6 protein-coding genes and 1 pseudogene are annotated in these 16,440 nt (G+C 64.8%); 5 read left to right on the top strand and 2 right to left on the bottom strand.

Features of this window, described 5'->3' with window-relative positions; all coding sequences use genetic code 11:
- The first annotated feature begins 170 nt into the window (after positions 1-170).
- The 5 genes from ACCQ15_RS13005 to ACCQ15_RS12985 all read left to right on the top strand — a co-directional run bounded on the left by ACCQ15_RS13005 (position 171) and on the right by ACCQ15_RS12985 (position 14,679).
- The gene (locus tag ACCQ15_RS13005; protein ID WP_372380643.1) at positions 171-4,529 is read left to right on the top strand and encodes an Ig-like domain-containing protein; all 4,359 of its coding nucleotides are present in this window, start codon (positions 171-173) and stop codon (positions 4,527-4,529) included.
- On the top strand, positions 4,526-6,112 hold the full coding sequence (locus ACCQ15_RS13000) for a family 43 glycosylhydrolase (protein WP_071117925.1): 1,587 nt from the start codon (positions 4,526-4,528) through the stop codon (positions 6,110-6,112). Before ACCQ15_RS13005 ends, ACCQ15_RS13000 begins: the two co-directional genes overlap by 4 nt.
- Before the next feature lie 342 nt (positions 6,113-6,454).
- A complete protein-coding gene (locus tag ACCQ15_RS12995; protein WP_372380642.1) occupies positions 6,455-8,770 on the top strand; it encodes a S9 family peptidase in 2,316 nt (771 codons plus the stop codon).
- 491 nt (positions 8,771-9,261) lie between these two features.
- The gene (locus tag ACCQ15_RS12990; RefSeq protein WP_372380641.1) at positions 9,262-12,156 is read left to right on the top strand and encodes a TonB-dependent receptor domain-containing protein; all 2,895 of its coding nucleotides are present in this window, start codon (positions 9,262-9,264) and stop codon (positions 12,154-12,156) included.
- Between the two features lie 147 nt (positions 12,157-12,303).
- Complete coding sequence (locus ACCQ15_RS12985; protein WP_372380640.1) at positions 12,304-14,679, top strand: beta-L-arabinofuranosidase domain-containing protein; 2,376 nt, start codon at positions 12,304-12,306, stop codon at positions 14,677-14,679.
- 227 nt (positions 14,680-14,906) lie between these two features.
- Here ACCQ15_RS12985 and ACCQ15_RS12980 read toward each other — a convergent pair.
- Together ACCQ15_RS12980 and ACCQ15_RS12975 are read right to left on the bottom strand one after the other, a co-directional pair.
- Positions 14,907-15,200, bottom strand: a pseudogene (locus ACCQ15_RS12980) (SymE family type I addiction module toxin).
- A gap of 131 nt (positions 15,201-15,331) precedes the next feature.
- Positions 15,332-16,434, bottom strand: a protein-coding gene (locus ACCQ15_RS12975; protein WP_372380639.1) for an IS3-like element IS1389-B family transposase whose coding sequence is annotated in 2 segments (ribosomal slippage) — positions 15,332-16,176 and positions 16,176-16,434 — 1,104 coding nt in all. Because the reading frame shifts where the segments join, the coding sequence is not laid out codon by codon here.
- Positions 16,435-16,440: the final 6 nt, after the last annotated feature.

Genomic DNA, 16,440 nt, shown 5'->3' with positions numbered 1-16,440 from the left:
ATCGCTGCACTTCGTGTTGACGCGGGTGTCGCCAGCGCAAACAACTATGGTGAGACGGCTGCATCACATCGGTTTGCGATGCAGCGGGGAGTACCGCAGCTGTCTATCGTCCGATGCGCGCCAGCCGCCGCATCGATCGCGCTGTCTTGCACGTTAATGGGATGGATGTCATGAGGGAGTTACGCTGGAAGTCGTTTCTGGCGCGGCACCGGCGCTGGTTGCGCGTGACGCGGCGCACCGGCGTGGCTGGGCTGTTGTGGGCATGCATCATGCTGGGCTGGTCACTTGCAGTCGCACAGGAAGCGCCGATCGCCCAGCCCAACGCAATGATCGGCGAGCCGCTCTTCCGCGGCCTGGACCACCCGATGCCTCCCACCGCGGTGCCGTTTGCGCCCGGCGGACAACTGGCACGCATCTACGCGGCCGATGTCGCGCACGGGGCAGGGCAGGCGCCCGGCAACGATTTCTGGATCGACCGCCTGCTGGCCCGCGAGGGAACTGGCGGTGGTTTCGACGATCACAACGACTGGTTGTTTACCCGTGGCCGCGCCGCATACCTGAGCTATCACGCGCCAGATGCGCCGGGATTCGTCGGGCAGGTGGCGTATTGGCACTCCACCGATTACGACGCGCTGTTCCACATCCATGCCACGCTGGGCAAGCGTCATGTGCAATGGAAGGAGCGTGCGCAGCAGCGGCGGCAGACGCCGAGTTATTTCACGACGGTGTTCGAAGACGCCGGCGCCGGCGTGCGCATGCAGCTGGTCAAGTACATCACCGAGCAGAACGTGGCGGTGGCCAGCGTGGTGCTGTCCAGCCTGGACGGTGCGGCGCATACGGTATCGCTGCAAGCAGTCTCGCCGATCGCCCCGCACGCCGACGGCAATGAGCTGACCGGTGCATTTGACGCGTACAACCACATCACGACGGTCTTCCCCCGTCTGTCCGGCGATGGCTTCCATGTCGAGGGGCAGCGTCTGGTGCGCGATATCGACATCCCCGCGAGCGGCGAAACCGCGCCAGTCAAGGTGCAGCTCGGCATGCTCACCCGCGAGTTGCCCGAAACCCGCGCCGAGTACACGCGCATTGCCGCGCAAACGCCGCAGCAGGCCTACCAGCAGCACGTGGCCAGCTATAACCGCTGGTGGGTGGACAACCTGCCATACCTGGACACGCCCAACGAGAACATCAGCAAGAGCCTGTTCTATCGCTGGTGGGTACTGCGCTTCAACTTCCTCGATGCCAATGTGCCCGGCAACGATTACCAGTTCCCGGTCGCCATCGAGGGTGTGCTTGGCTACGACAATTCCATCGTGCTGACCGCCGGCATGTTCCTGGACGATCTGAAATACCTGCGCAATCCGCTGTATGCCTATGGCACCTGGCTCAGTGCGGGCGAAACCGCGGGCGGTGGCAAGTACACCGACAACCCTGGCTCGCCGGAGAACTGGTCCAATTCCTACGCGCAATACATCACGGCCGCAGCATGGCGGTCGATGCAGATTCACGGCGGGCCGGCGACGCTGGCGGGCAAGCTGGCACGCTATGGCAGCGGTGACGTGGACGGCGTGCTGGCGGCCTACGATCTCAACCACAATGGGCTGATCGAATACGACTGGGCGGCAATGACCGGCAACGATGCCGATGCGGTGTCGTTCGATTGGGCCGACCAGCACGGCCAGATCCGCATGGACCGCACCGAGAGCGCCTACGTGTATGCCAATGCGCAGGCAGCGGCGCAGGCGGCGACGCTCGCGGGCGATACGGCGACCGCACAGCGCATGCAGGCCACCGCGCGCCGCATTCGCAAGGCGGTGCTGGAGGTGTTGTGGCAGGATCGCAGCGATGCCCCCGACTCGGTCGGCCTGTACGGCGATCTGCTCAAGCATCGCCAGGCCGACGGGCCGCGGCTGGCGGTCGATTGGAAGGAAACCAACAACTACTATCCCTTCAGCGTGGGCCTGATGCCCAAGCAGGGCGATGCCGACTACGACCCCAAGTACGTGCGCGCGTTGCGGCTGTTTGCCGACGCGGCGCAATACCCGCTGTTTCCGTTCTACACCGCCAACCAGGTGGACATGCAGGCGCGCGGCAGCGGCGCCGATGTGGGCAGCAATAATTTTTCCACCATCAATGCCACCGTGGCGTTTCGCCTGTTCGGCTCGGCCTTGCGCGATTACCCCAGCCCGTATCTGAACGCGCAGAGCTATCGCAAATTGCTCTACTGGAACGCCTGGGCGCCCTTTATCAACGGCGACAACCGCTATCCGGACCAGAACGAATTCTGGGCCAAGGGCACTGCCGGCCGCGGCGGCAAGATCGGTTATCGCTCCTGGATCCACCATACCCAGCTGGGCGCGACCAACTTCAGCATGATCGAGGATGCAATGGGTTTTCGCCCGCGCAGCGACGACAAGATCGAGCTGTATCCGATCGATATCGGCTGGGACCATTTCGCCGCCGACAATCTGCGCTATCGCGACCGCAACCTGAGCATCGTCTGGGATCGCGATGGCAGCCACTACGGTGGCCGTGTGCCGAAGGGCTACAGCGTCTATCTCGATGGCCGCCTGGCGTTCTGCGTGGATCGGCTGGCACACGTGATCTACGACCCGGCCAGCGGGCAGGTCAGTGCCGCGCCGGATGCGGTCAATCGCAATGGCGCAGCGCAAGTGCTCCAAGCCCATCCCGCGGCACTGGCGTCGATGACGCAGGTACCGTTCGCTGCGGGCACGCGGGTGGCGCAGATCCTGGCCAAGGCCGGTGTGGATGTGACGCTGCCGCCAGCGCATAGCCGCAACCTGGCGCAGGGGGCGCGTGTCAGCGCCAGTTTTGCCGCCGCCGGGTTGCCGGCAACGGCGGCGGTGGATGGCAGTACCGCCAGTACGCCGTTCTGGGGCACCGCGGGCTCGCCATCGGCCAGCGACTGGATCGCGCTGGACCTGGGCGGCACGCGCACGCTGGATCAGGTAGTGCTGTACTTCTATCGCAGTTCCTCGCCGGGCGGGGATCAGAATGGCTTTCCGTCCGGGACGCGGCCTGGCTACGCGGCACCGTGGATCTACGCCGTGCAATACCGCGATGGCAGCGGTGTGTGGAAGAACGTTCCCGGGCAGGTACGCGATGCCACGATGGCGGAGGGCAATCGCAACCGGGTGCGCTTCCCGGCAATCCATGCGGCAGCGCTGCGCGTGGTGGTGACGCATGCCGGTACGGCGCGCACCGGCATCAAGGAAATCCAGCTGTTCGACAGCGGTTTGCCGGCACCGGCGTCCGTGGGCAACACGCCGCCGCAGGTACAGGCATGGCAGCTGGATACGCCGGGCGCCGATGGCGCGGTGGTGGTGCAAGGGCGCGTTGGCGATGACGGCTTGCCCAATGGCACGCTGCAGGTGCGCTGGCGCGTGCAGCAGGCGCCGGAAAGCGGCGATGCCGTGTTTGCCGATGCCGCTGCGCTGCAGACATCCGTGCGTTTCACACGTGCCGGGCACTACATCTTGCGTCTGGCTGCGAACGACGGGGCGCTGATGGGGCATGCCGATGTGCAGGTCAGCGCACCGGCCTCGCGCCCGCTGCAGAGCATTTCATTGCAGGCCATGGCCAGTGTCAGTGCGCAACTCACCGGCATGCAGTACCGCGTGCAGGCCTTGAACGATGGGTTCATCCCGCAGGCAGGTAGCTTCCCCAGTGGCAGCCTGCGCTGGGGCAGCTATGGGCTCGACCAGCCGGCAACGGTGTGGTTGCAGTATCAGTGGCCGCGCCCGGTGCGGCTGTCCTCCAGTGCGCTCTACCTGTGGAACGACCAGCCCAACGGCGGAGTCGCCGCGCCTGCCGGCTGGAAGTTGCAGATGCTGCAGGACGGACGTTGGCAGGACATCGTCAGCAAGAGCGGCTACCCGATTGCGGCAGCGGCGACCGGCGCGGCGAGCACCGCCAGCTTTGCGCCGGTGGTCACCACCGCGCTGCGCGTGGTGTTGACGACCCAGACCACCGCCAACGGACACGCCGCCATTGGGGTGGACGAATGGCAGGCGCTGTCCGAGCTGCCCAAACAGGTGGAGGCGATCCATCTGCGCACGGCCCCCGGGCAACTGCCGACGCTGCCGCAGGAGATCACCGCCTTCTTTGCCGATGGCAGTGTGCTGCCGGTGGCCGTGCAATGGTCCGAGCTTGCCGCCAGCCGCCTGGGCCGCGAAGGTGCAGTGGAACTGCAAGGCCTGGTCGAAGGTGCGATTCCCGTCAAGGCCACCATCTGGGTGCGCGCAACGCCACCGGGGCAGATCAATACCGTGCAGCCGTTGCCGACGGTGACCGCGGTGGTCGGGCATGCACCGACGTTACCGGGCTTCGTCACGGTGCAATACAACGACGGCTCGCGTGAACGCTTGCCGGTGCAATGGCCCACGTTGCAGCCCGCGCGTTACGCACAGCCCGGCGAACTCCAGCTCACCGGCACGGCGCAAGGGCGTGCACCCACCGGTAACGTGTCGGTGCCGCTGGTGGTGCAGATCAAGGCGGCCGCGCCATGACGCGTACGTTCTCACGGTTGCTGGTGCTGACGTGCGGGTTGTTGCTGGCCAGCGCTCCGGCCTGTGCCATGCAGCCGCCGCAGGGAACGTGGTTGCATGCGCCGGGCAATCCCATCCTCGCCGATGGCAGCGAATATTCCGCCGACCCTGCGCCGCTGGTGGCCGATGGCAAGCTGTACATCATTGCCGGCCGCGACACCGCGGCTCCCAATCTCAATGCGTTCGTCATGCCTGGCTGGCAACTGTTCGTCAGCAGCGATCCGGCCAGCGGCGACTGGATCCACTACCGCGATCTGCTGCGACCCCAGCAGGTCTTTGCCTGGGCAGACAAGCGCTATGCCTACGCGTCGCAGATCGTGCAGGGCCCGGATGGGCGCTATTACCTGTATGCACCAGTGCAGCAGCGCGATTCGCCCAATGCCGACCCATTCGCGATCGGCGTAGCGGTGGCCGACAGTCCGCTTGGCCCGTGGACCGATGCGCATCCGCAAGGTCCGGTGGTCTCGCAGTCGGTGCCGGGCCGCAACGATATCCAGAACATCGACCCGACCGTGATGGTCGACGATGACGGACGGGTGTATCTGTATTGGGGCACCTTCGGCGCGTTGTACGGCGTGGAGCTGCAGCGCGACATGGTCACTTTCAAGGGCACGCCGGTCCTGGTGGACACGCTGGACGGGTATTTCGAAGCGCCCTGGCTATTCAAGCGCAAGGGCACCTACTACCTGGCATATGCGGCCAACAACGCCGGACGTCTTTCGCCATGCACGCCCACGCTGTATCACGCCTGCATCGCCTACGCGAGCGCACCCACTCCGCTAGGGCCATGGACGTACCGCGGCATCGTATTGCCGCCGGTGTCCTCGACCACCTCGCATCCGGGCATCGTCGAATTTCAGCGGCAGTGGTATCTGGTGTATCACACCGCCGACGCACAGGGCGGCGGGCATTTCCGCCGCAGCGTGGCGATCGACCGGCTGGAATGGGACGACAGCACGCAGCCGGCCAGCATCCGCACCGTGGTGCCGACGCGGCGTCCAACGCCTCCCGCGCCGCCCACGCGCAATCAGGCGCCATCGGCCTACGCCACCGCGTCCAATGGCCCGGACATTCCGGTGCAGTACTGGATTGCCGCGCTCAACGACGGCGTGGTCAAGGCCAATCCATTGCCACCGGAGATGTGGGCCAGCTGGACGGACAACAATCCACCGCAGCAATGGCTGCAGTACAGCTGGGCGCAACCGATCACCGTGGATCGCACGCGCATCGTGTTCTGGGCCGACCACCCGGCCGGTGCCGACGTCGGCGTGGCACCGCCAGCGCGTTGGCATCTGGAATATCGGAACGCTGGGCGATGGCAGCCCGTGCAGCCGCGCGATGGGTATGGCACGCGTCCCGATCACGAAGAAGCGGTGTCGTTCGCGCCGGTGACAACGCGCTGCGTGCGTGTGGTCATGGACGCCTCTGGCAACGCGGCCAGCTATGCCGCGCTGGCAGTGCAGGAATGGGAAGTGCTGGCACCACAGCCACACCGCCTGCCCTCTGCCACGGCCGCTGACAGCCAGCGTTGCGATGCGCCGTGAAGCAGCCGACAAAGCGCCGCATGCGGCAGTCGAACGTTGGCTGACGGTGCGCAGGCAGTGGAGTGCACCGGTGGGGGTGACACATCGGCTTTTGCGTGCTGGCCGCGCGTGCCTTGCGAACGTGTCCAAGTGTTTCAGTCGCGCTGACGTGAATGACCACGCATGGCCAGGAGATGTGGCGCACGTGTGCAGCCGTCGCGTCTGCTCTACCCGACGGCCTGCCGCACCGTCCCTGGTGTGTGTCTGCGCAGCGATTGCAGTCAGCGGCCCAGCCATCGTCCATCAACGCCACGCTGTCTTCTCGAACCTTCGGTGAGGTCACAGGTGCCACACATCCCTTCCATGCGCTTACGCACCATCGCAATCTGGTGCGTGTCTCTCGCACTGGCGCACATCGTGCCGGTGACTGCGGCGCCACTCTCCGCTCCCACGCCGGCGCAGTACACGCAGGCCATGGGCTTGTCCGATCACTACGCCTCGCTGGTGGACCGGCAGCCTACGGCGCCGGTGTGGGTGGATGCCGGGCATTTTCTCTATCGGCGTGGAGTGGCGCGCAGCGCGCAGCTGCCGGCGATCGAATACCGCCTGGTGGAGGCGGCCAGTGGCCGCAACACACTGGCCTTCGATCACGCGCGGCTGGCCGCAGCATTGACGCAGGCCGGTGCCAAGGCGGTCGACGCAGCGCGACTGCAGCTTGACGAGCCCATCCTGGAACAGCAGCGCCTGAGCTTCCAGTTGGCGAAACTGGGCTGGCAATGCGATTTGCTGCGCTATCGCTGCGCGCACCTGCCCGAACGCGACCTGCCGGCCGAATCGATGGACATGCGCCTGCCGCTCAAGCAGGGCGAACGCCAGGCCAGGACATCGCCGGATGGCCGCTGGCGTGCCTGGGTGGAGCAGGGCAATCTGGTCATCGCGCCGGTTGGCAGTCACGAGCGCAGCGTGCTCAGCCACGACGGCAGCACGGATGACTACTACGCACTCGACAGCGTGGTGTGGTCGCCGGATTCGCAGCATCTGGCGGCATATCGGGTCAAGGCACCGCCGCCGCGCATGGTCTATTACATCGAGTCGGCGCCCACCGATCAGGTGCAGCCGAAGTTGCATCAGCAGGTCTACCCCAAGCCAGGCGATGCGTTGCCGGTGATGCAGCCGGTCTTGTTCGATCTCGCCACGCACGCAGCGCATCCGGTGGCGATGACCTTGCTGCCCAATGCCTTCACCTTGAGCGAAATGGTCTGGTGGAAGGACAGCCGCGGTTTCACCTTCGAATACAACGCACGCGGTCACCAGCTGTACCGGGTGATCGAGGTGGATGCACGCACAGCCGCCGCGCGCACGCTGATCGAAGAGACATCGCCCACCTTCATCGAATACTCCGAGCTCAGTGGCGAGCATGAGAACGGCGGCAAGCACGCACGCCAGGATCTGGACGATGGCGCGCAGATCGTGTGGGCATCCGAGCGCGATGGCTGGGAGCATCTGTATCTGTACGACGGCCACAACGGCGAGGTGATTCGCCAGGTCACCCGTGGCGACTGGGTGGTGCGCAAGCTCGATCGCATCGACCAAGCAGCAGGGCAGGTGTATTTCACCGCCTCGGGTATGCAGCCCGGCGAGGACCCGTACTATCGCCATGCCTATCGCATCGGGCTGGATGGCCGCGGACTTACCGCATTGACGCCGCTGGCTGCCGATCATGAGGTGCGCTATTCGCCGGATGGAACCTGGCTACTGGATCTTTACTCGCGCGTGGATCTGGGCCCGGTGCTGGAGTTGCGGCGCAGCGCAGATGGCAGCCTGGCACGCACGGTGGAGCGCACCGACCTGACCCGCCTGCTGGCGGCAGGGTGGCAGGCGCCGCTGCCGTTTCACACCACCGGGCGCGACGGCAGGACCGAGATCTGGGGCGTCATCCATCGCCCGCAGCAGCTCGATCCGCAGCAGCGCTACCGGGTCGTCGAAGACATCTATGCCGGACCGCAAGGCTCGTTCGTTCCCAAGAGCTTTAGCACCGCCACACCATCGCTCACCGGGATGGGGTTTGCGGTAGCGTCCATCGATGGCATGGGCACCAACAACCGCTCGCGCGCCTTCCACGATGTGGCCTGGCGCAATCTCAAGGACGCCGGGTTGCCGGATCGTATCGCCTGGCACAAGGCAGCCGCGGCGCACTACCCGTGGTACGACATCGGCGGCGGTGTCGGTGTGTACGGCACCTCGGCAGGCGGGCAGAACGCGTTGGGGGCGCTGCTGTTTCATCCGGAGTTCTATGTGGCGGGTGTGGCCAATTCCGGCTGCCATGACAACCGCATGGACAAGATCTGGTGGAACGAACAGTGGATGGGCTGGCCGGTCGGCCCGTGGTACGCCGCATCGTCGAATGTGGAGAACGCCGCGCGCCTGCAGGGGCATCTGTTGCTGGTCACCGGCGACATGGACATGAATGTCGACCCGGCCAGTACCTTCCAGGTGGCCGACCGCCTGATCAAGGCCGGCAAGGATTTCGATCTGCTGGTCGTGCCGGGCGGCGATCACGGTGCCGGTGGCGACTACGGCAGGCGCCGCCTGCTGGATTTCTTCCTGCGCTGGATGCAGCAGGCACCAACGCCGGAGTGGAATCGCAACGTCGCAGCGCCGGCCGCATCGGTGCGGTGATGCGCGCGCTGCCGGTCGCGTGCAGCGAGTTGACGTGCGCGGCACATCGGGCCCAATGCCCCCGTCCGCGCATCGATCGTTGTCAGCTTCATCTGCACTCCCATCGCCGCAAGCGGTGCCAATGCGTGCGGGCTCGAGCGCGCTCATGCCGCCACACGTGATCGTTCAGTTGCGAACCATGCTGTTTTCCGCATGCGCGTTCGCCAAATGCGACAAGACGTGGCGTCTGCGCACAGGCACATTGTGACCAGCTGATGAAAACTGGAGCGCATAAGCGCATCCAGTGAGGAATGCACCACCTTTCCGGTAACACGCGTTGCTGCGCGACTGTTCGGTCGCCTGCGTCGCACGTTGTCTGCGCCTCTGCAACACGACCGTGCCAGCGGTTTGTTGCAGCGTACGTCTGCCATCTACGTCGCCCTGCGCCGCTGTACGCCGGCACGGGCAGGTATTGCCCACGGTTTGTCTTTCGTCACACTCAGGAGCCTTGCATGCCGATGTTGCCGTTGCCTCTGACTCGCACGACCAGCGCCACCACGCGGCCGTTGCCGAGCATGCTCACCACCGCGCTGCTGCTGGTGCTGTCGGCAGGTGCGGTTGCGCCGGTGGCTGCGCAGCAAGCTGCCGGTGGCGATGCGACGCAGACGCTGGACAGCGTGGTGGTCACCGGCTCGCGTTTGCGCCGGGTGGATACCGAGACCGCCAATCCTGTGGTTACCGTCAGCCAGGAGCAGATCGCTGCCACTGGCAAGGCGACCGTGGGCGATCTGTTGCAGGAACTGCCGTCCATCGCCGGCAATGCGACCAACCCGTATACCAACAACGGCGGCGGCACCGGCGCCTCGGCGATCTCGCTGCGCGGCCTGGGCGACAAGCGCACGCTGGTGCTGGTCAATGGTATCCGCCTGGCTTACAACGACGTCAACGCCATTCCTTCCAGCATGATCGAACGCATCGAGGTGCTCAGCGACGGTGCGTCTGCGGTGTACGGCTCCGATGCGATCGGTGGTGTGGTCAACTTCATCCTGCGTTCGCGCTTCGACGGCGTGCAGTTCAGCAGCGACTTCGGCACCAGTAGCGAAGGCGATGGCAACCGCCGCAACTTCACCTTGACCGCCGGCAAGACCTGGGAGCGCGGCAGCCTGATCGGTGGCCTCTCGTATCACAACATCGATGCCGTCTCGGCAGCGGCGCGCGATTACTCCAAGGATGCGCTCGCGCTGACCAATGGCCAACCGGTGAAGCAGGGCTCCTCGGCCACGCCCACCGGCACGGTCAACTTCAATGATGGGTCGGACCAATCGCAACTACTTACACAATCCAATGGCTGCGGTCGCGTCACCCTCAACAGCGGTGTCAGCGGGCGGGCGAGTCCTGGCGATTTCCACTGTTATAACGCTGCTGCAGATTCCTACAACTACCAGCCGTTCAACCTGTTGCAGACCCCGCAAAAACGCACGAATGCCTTCCTGCTGGGCACGTATCGCTTCAGCGACAGCGTCGAGGGCTACGTCAATACCTGGTTCAGTAAAACCGAATCGGCCTCGATCATTGCGCCGATTCCGATCTTTTCCAACGGCGACAACATCCTGGTGTCGGCGCAGAGCTATTACAACCCGTTCGGCGTCAATTTCGGCACCGATCGCACCACCGGCACCTCCTACAACGACCTCAATACGCGCGCCACCGTGTTGGGCAACCGCCGCTACCAATACAACACCTATAACTTCCAGATCAGCCCGGGTCTGCGCGGCCGTTTCGGCGACAGCTCCTGGCAGTGGGATGCCACGTTCAATTACGGCAAGGTCAAGCAGAAGTCGATCAACAACGGCTTTCTCGACTATGCCGCGTTCAATCAGGCCATCGGTCCCTCGTTTCTGGATAGCGATGGCGTGGTCAAGTGCGGCAGCGCGGGTGCAGCGATTGCCGGCTGTACGCCGTTGAATTTCTTCAACCTCAACGACAGCGCCAACCTGGCCACGTTGCAGGGCATGGTGGTCAACCCCATTGTCACCAGCGTGTACACGGTCAAGCAATTCGAAGCCAATGCCAACGGCACATTGTTCGAGTTGCCGGCGGGCGAGGCCAGTCTGGCGGCTGGCATTTCGTACCGCAAGGAACGCTCCACCACCGCCTCGGACCCGCTCTGGACCGGCGATGAAAACGGCCTGTGCGGGGTCATCGAATTCTGCTCGTCCAGCTTGAGCGGCAGTTTCGATGTCAAGGAGGCCTATGCCGAAGCGCTGTTCCCGCTGCTCAAGGATCTGCCCGGCATCAATGCGCTGAACATCACCGTGGGCACGCGCTTTTCCGACTACAGCTCGGTGGGCAGCAAGACCAATAGCAAGCTGTCGCTGGAATACCGCCCCGTCGAAAACCTGTTGTTGCGCGGCACCGTCTCGCAAGTGTTTCGCGCACCCAACATCAACGAGCTGTATGCCGGCGTGGCCGGCGACGCGGCCACCGTCAACGACCCGTGTAACGGCTACACCGGCGGCAACACGGTGGCCTGCGCCAATGTGCCCACCGATGGCAGCTACCAGCAATCGGACGGGCAGGTGTCGGGCAAGGTCTCCGGCGCGGCAGTCGCCGGCTACCAGCTCAAGCCGGAAACCGGTAAGTCCTACGACGTCGGATTTGTGTACGACCCGCAGTGGATCGACGGCCTGTCGTTGAGTGCGGACTGGTGGCGCATCGATCTGGAAGACACCATCACCACGGTGTCGGCGCAGACTGTGCTGAATCAATGCTTCGCCAACTCGGCCAGCGCGTTCTGCGCGTTGATCCATCGCAACGGCAACGGCACCATCAATTACATCGCCGAGCCCACCGTCAATCTGGGCAAGCTGTGGGCCAAGGGCATGGACTTCAACCTGACCTACCGCTTGCCTGCCATGGCATGGGGCAATGTCACCGCCGGCCTCAACGGCACCTATCTCACCCGTTACGACGTGTTGCCCGACACCACCGACCCCAGCTCGGTCACTATCCACAACGTGGGCCGCTACACCCAGGCCTACGGCAACTTCCCACGCTGGCGCGCACTGGGCACGGTCAGCTGGGCACTGGACGACTGGAGCGCCACCTGGCGCATCCGTTATGTGGGGCATACCGCCATCGGCAACTCGGATCCGGACCAGAGCCTGTCGGCCGATTCCAGCGAACCGACCGTGGTGCGCAACAGCGGCGCCTACGTCTACAACAACCTGCAGCTTGGCTATAACGTCGAGCCGTGGCATACGCGCTTTGAGGTCGGCGTGGACAACATCGCCAACAAGCAGCCGCCGCTGTACTACGCCAATAATGTGGGCAATGCGAACACCGATGTGGCCACCTACGATCTGCTCGGCCGCTTTTACTGGGCACGCGCGACGGTGAAGTTCTGAGTGCGCTGGTGTCTCGCTGCGCTGCGTGGCCGGGTGCGATCGGTTGTGCAAATGCCACGTCACCGCAAGCGTTGCCAGGGCAGTTGCGATCGCATTGTTGCGACCACGCGCGCGAGCATGCGCGCCATCAGGAGCTAAGCTGATCCCATGACAGAAGCGCACCCGAGCGAATCGACCTGCAACCACACGCCGTCGTTGTCGCGGCGGCGCTTTCTGGCCTGGAGCAGCCTGGCGGTAGCTGCCGGCTTCCTAAGGTTCCCGGCCCAGGCCAGCGCTGCACAACCGGGCAGCGTGCGCGCGGTGCCGCTCGCCCAGGTCAGGCTCACGCCATCGCTGTTCCTGGATGCGCTGCACACCAACCGGCGCTATCTGATGCGGCTGCAGCCGGACCGCTTGCTGCACAACTTCGTGCTGTATGCCGGCCTCGACCCGAAGGCGCCAGCCTATGGCGGCTGGGAGGCGGACACCATCGCCGGGCATACGCTCGGCCACTACCTCAGTGCGCTGGCGCTCATGCACGCGCAAACCGGCGATGCGCAATGCCGCGCACGCGCCGGGTATCTGGTCGGCGAACTGGCGCGCTGCCAGGCGCATGCCGGCGATGGCTACGTGGCCGGCTTTACGCGCAAGGACGCAGCCGGGCAGATCGAAAGCGGGCGCGCGGTCTTCGACGAGCTTAAACGCGGCAAGATCGACCCGGCGCCGTTCTATCTCAACGGCAGCTGGGCACCGCTCTACACGTGGCACAAATTGTTCGCCGGCCTGCTCGACGTGCATGCGCATTGCGATAACGCGCAAGCGCTGCAGGTGGCGGTGGGTCTGGCTGGATACCTGCAAGGCATCTTCTCCGCGCTAGACGAGGCGCAATTGCAAAAGGTGTTGTCGTGCGAATTCGGCGGCCTCAACGAATCGTTCGTCGAACTGCATGTACGTACGGATGATGCGCAATGGCTGGCGCTGGCGCAGCGCCTGCATCACCACGCCGTGCTCGACCCGTTGGTCGCCCAGCGCGACGAGCTGGCCCACCAGCATTCCAATACCAATATCCCCAAACTGATCGGCCTTGCGCGCGAGTACGAAGTCACCGGCGATGCCGCATCCGGCGCCGCGGCGCGCTTCTTCTGGCACACCGTTACCGACCACCACACCTATGTAATCGGCGGCAATGGCGATCGCGAATATTTCCAGCAGCCGGACAGCATCTCGAAGTTCCTCACCGAGCAGACCTGCGAGCATTGCGCCAGCTACAACATGCTCAAGCTCACCCGCCACCTGTATCAGTGGGGCCCGCAGGCGGAGTTGTTCGACTACTACGAGCGCACCTTGCTCAACCACGTGATGGCGCAGCAGCACCCACGCACCGGCATGTTCACCTACATGACACCGCTGATGGCCGGCGAAGCGCGTGGCTGGTCGTCGCCGTTCGACGATTTCTGGTGCTGCGTCGGCAGCGGCATGGAAGCGCACGCGCAATTCGGCGATTCCATCTACTGGCAGGACGGGCAGGGCGTCTTCGTCAATTTGTATGTGCCCTCCACGGTGCGCGATGCCGCCGGCCTGGACATGACCTTGCACAGCGCCTTGCCGGAGCAGGGCAGCGCCTCGCTGCGCATCGATGCCGCGCCGGCCGAGCAACGCACGCTCGCACTGCGCGTGCCAGGTTGGGCGAAACAGCCGCGCCTGCAACTCAATGGCCAGCCTGTCGATACCGCCGCCAGCGATGGCTATCTGCGCATCACGCGCATCTGGCAGCGCGGCGACACCCTGAGCCTGGCGTTCGACATGCCGCTGCGCCTGGAAGCGACCCCGGACGATCCCGCCTGGGTCTCAGTGCTGCGCGGGCCGCTGGTGCTTGCCGTGGATCTGGGCGATGCCGCCAAGCCCTGGTCGGGCAAGACCCCGGCATTGATCGGGGGGCAGGATATCCTGCAACGCCTGCAGCCGGTGCCGGGCAAGGCAGCCTTCGTCTACAACGATGGCGTGCAGCAGTGGCAGTTGTCCCCGTTCTACGCCCAGTTCGACCGCCGCAGCGCGGTCTACCTGGAACACCGCGACGCCGCCGCATGGCAGCAACGCCAGACCGAACTGGCGGCAGTAGCGGCGGCGCAACACGCACTCGACACCCGCGCGCTCGATCGCATCGCGCTAGGCGATGAAGCCTCCGAAAAGGCGCATGCACTGCAGGGGGAAAATTCCAACCCGCTCAGCTACCGCCGCCGGCCCGGCCGCGACGTGCGTACTGGCGGCTTCATGGCCTTCACCCTGCGCAATACCGCCCAGGCCCGCATCCTGCGCCTGCGCTACTGGGGCGACGAAACCCGCCGCCGCTTCCGCCTCCTCGCCGACGGCGAACTCATCGCCAACGAACGCCTCGACGGCAACCGCGGCCTGGATTTCGTCGATGTGGACTACGCATTGCCAGCAACGGTCGCCGGTCGCGACACCCTGCAGATTCGCATCGAACCGGAGAAAGGCTACTCGGCCGGGCCTGCGTTTGGGTGTTGGGTGCTGGAGTCGGCGTGAGCGCTGCAGCTAGCGCATCTTGAAAGTATGACGAAGTGCTCGCGCGACCTCTGCAGAGCGCATGGCACCAAAGAGCGAAGAAACCGCGCCCGCACCTACGCGTAAGAACTCAAGCATGCACCATCAAGCCCCTCTCCCGGCGGGAGAGGGGTGGGGGTGAGGATACGGCGGCGAAGCCCCCTGTGCGGTTTCAGCAGTGCAGAAAGGCCGCATTACTCACTCGCGAGCTAATCCTCCGCCACCGTCACCACCAGTTCGCCATTACGCGCAGTGATCCGCAGCTTGCAGCCAACCGCAAACCCCAACCGTTCCAGTCACAGCCCGCGCAAACGCACACTGGGGATGCGCTGGCTGTGCGGCCTGCCCGGCTCCGCATCGTAGAATGCATAGCCCACCGTGCAGCGCGTGGGTGTGCGGGGTTTGCGAGGCCGCCTCGGCGGAATATCATCCGGATGCACTGCGGTCCGGTGGTCGAAGGCGAGGTGGTCCACATCGAGCGTGGGCGAGGGCGCCAGCCGCATGGGCGGCGCGTCTGTTGCCGGTTTGGCCACTCGCTTGGCTATAGTGGTGCGATTGGCGTTCGGCTTGGAACGATTCGCGGTTGGTGATTGCGCTCGGCTCGACGTCCCCCCGCCCTGAGTAGCGGTCGGGTTTAGAGTCCGGGGTTGATGATATCGGTGTTTGCCAGATGTTGGGCATAAGCGGACGGCGTCATGCCGCCAATTGCTTTCTTCGGTCGGTCCTCGTTGTATTCGCGTCGCCAGCGTTCGATCTCGGTGCGCGCGTGCAGCAACGTCGGGAACCAGTGCTCGTTGAGGCATTCGTCGCGTAGTCGGCCGTTGAACGATTCAACATAGGCGTTTTGATTTGGCTTGCCGGGTTGGATTAGCCGTAGTTGCACACCACGGGCATGTGCCCAGACGACCATCGCTTTGCCGCAAAACTCCTTGCCGTTGTCGGTGCGGATCACCTTCGGTAAACCGCGACTGTGTGCCAACCGATCCAGCACGCGCGCAACCCCGTGCCCGGAGATCGCGCGTTCCACCTCGATGGCGACCGCTTCGTGCGTTGCGTCGTCCACGATCACCAGACACTTGATCACTCGGCCGTCGGCGGAGCGGTCGAACACGAAGTCCATCGACCACACCTGGTTGGCCTGCGCTGGCCGCAGCAGCGGCTGACGCTCGCCAACCGGTACCTTCTTGCGCTTGCGGCGCCGGACTTGTAGCTGCTGCTCGCGATACAACCGCTCCACGCGCTTGTAGTTCACCAGGCGTCCTTCCTGTCGCAGCTTGAGATAGATCATCCCCACGCCGTAGCGGCGATGGCGATGCGCCAACGCAAGAATGCGCTCGCGCAGTTCGCCATTGCGGTCTTGACGTGGGCAATAGCGCAGCGCGCTGGCGCTCATGCCGATCGCCGCCAACGCACGACGCTCGCTGGCACCACGCCCGATCCACTCGCGCACCAGCGCACGACGCGCCGGTGCGCTCACCACTTTTTTCGCAAAGCATCCTTGATCAGGTCATTCTCGAACAACTGCTCGGCCAGCAACTTCTTCAGCCGCGCGTTCTCGGCCTCAAGGTCCTTGAGCCGCTTGGCGTCGGGCACGCTCATGCCGCCGAACTTGCTGCGCCACAGATAGTACGAGGCCTCACTGAAGCCATGCCGCCGGCACAGGTCCTTGATCGCTATGCCCGCTTCGGCTTCGCGCAGGAAGCCGATGATCTGCTCTTCGGAAAAACGCTTCTTCACGTCCAA

Origin of the sequence: Xanthomonas sp. NCPPB 1754 (genome assembly GCF_041475725.2) — a bacterium.
Taxonomy (GTDB): domain Bacteria; phylum Pseudomonadota; class Gammaproteobacteria; order Xanthomonadales; family Xanthomonadaceae; genus Xanthomonas; species Xanthomonas euvesicatoria.
Note: the sequence above shows the minus strand (reverse complement) of the source record. Positions and strands in the feature narration are given on the sequence as shown.

Coding starts and splice junctions, on each gene's coding strand:
- ACCQ15_RS12985 (WP_372380640.1), top strand. CDS start 12,304: ATGACAGAAGCGCACCCGAGCGAATCGACCTGCAACCACACGCCGTCG.
- ACCQ15_RS13000 (WP_071117925.1), top strand. CDS start 4,526: ATGACGCGTACGTTCTCACGGTTGCTGGTGCTGACGTGCGGGTTGTTG.
- ACCQ15_RS13005 (WP_372380643.1), top strand. CDS start 171: ATGAGGGAGTTACGCTGGAAGTCGTTTCTGGCGCGGCACCGGCGCTGG.
- ACCQ15_RS12995 (WP_372380642.1), top strand. CDS start 6,455: ATGCGCTTACGCACCATCGCAATCTGGTGCGTGTCTCTCGCACTGGCG.
- ACCQ15_RS12990 (WP_372380641.1), top strand. CDS start 9,262: ATGCCGATGTTGCCGTTGCCTCTGACTCGCACGACCAGCGCCACCACG.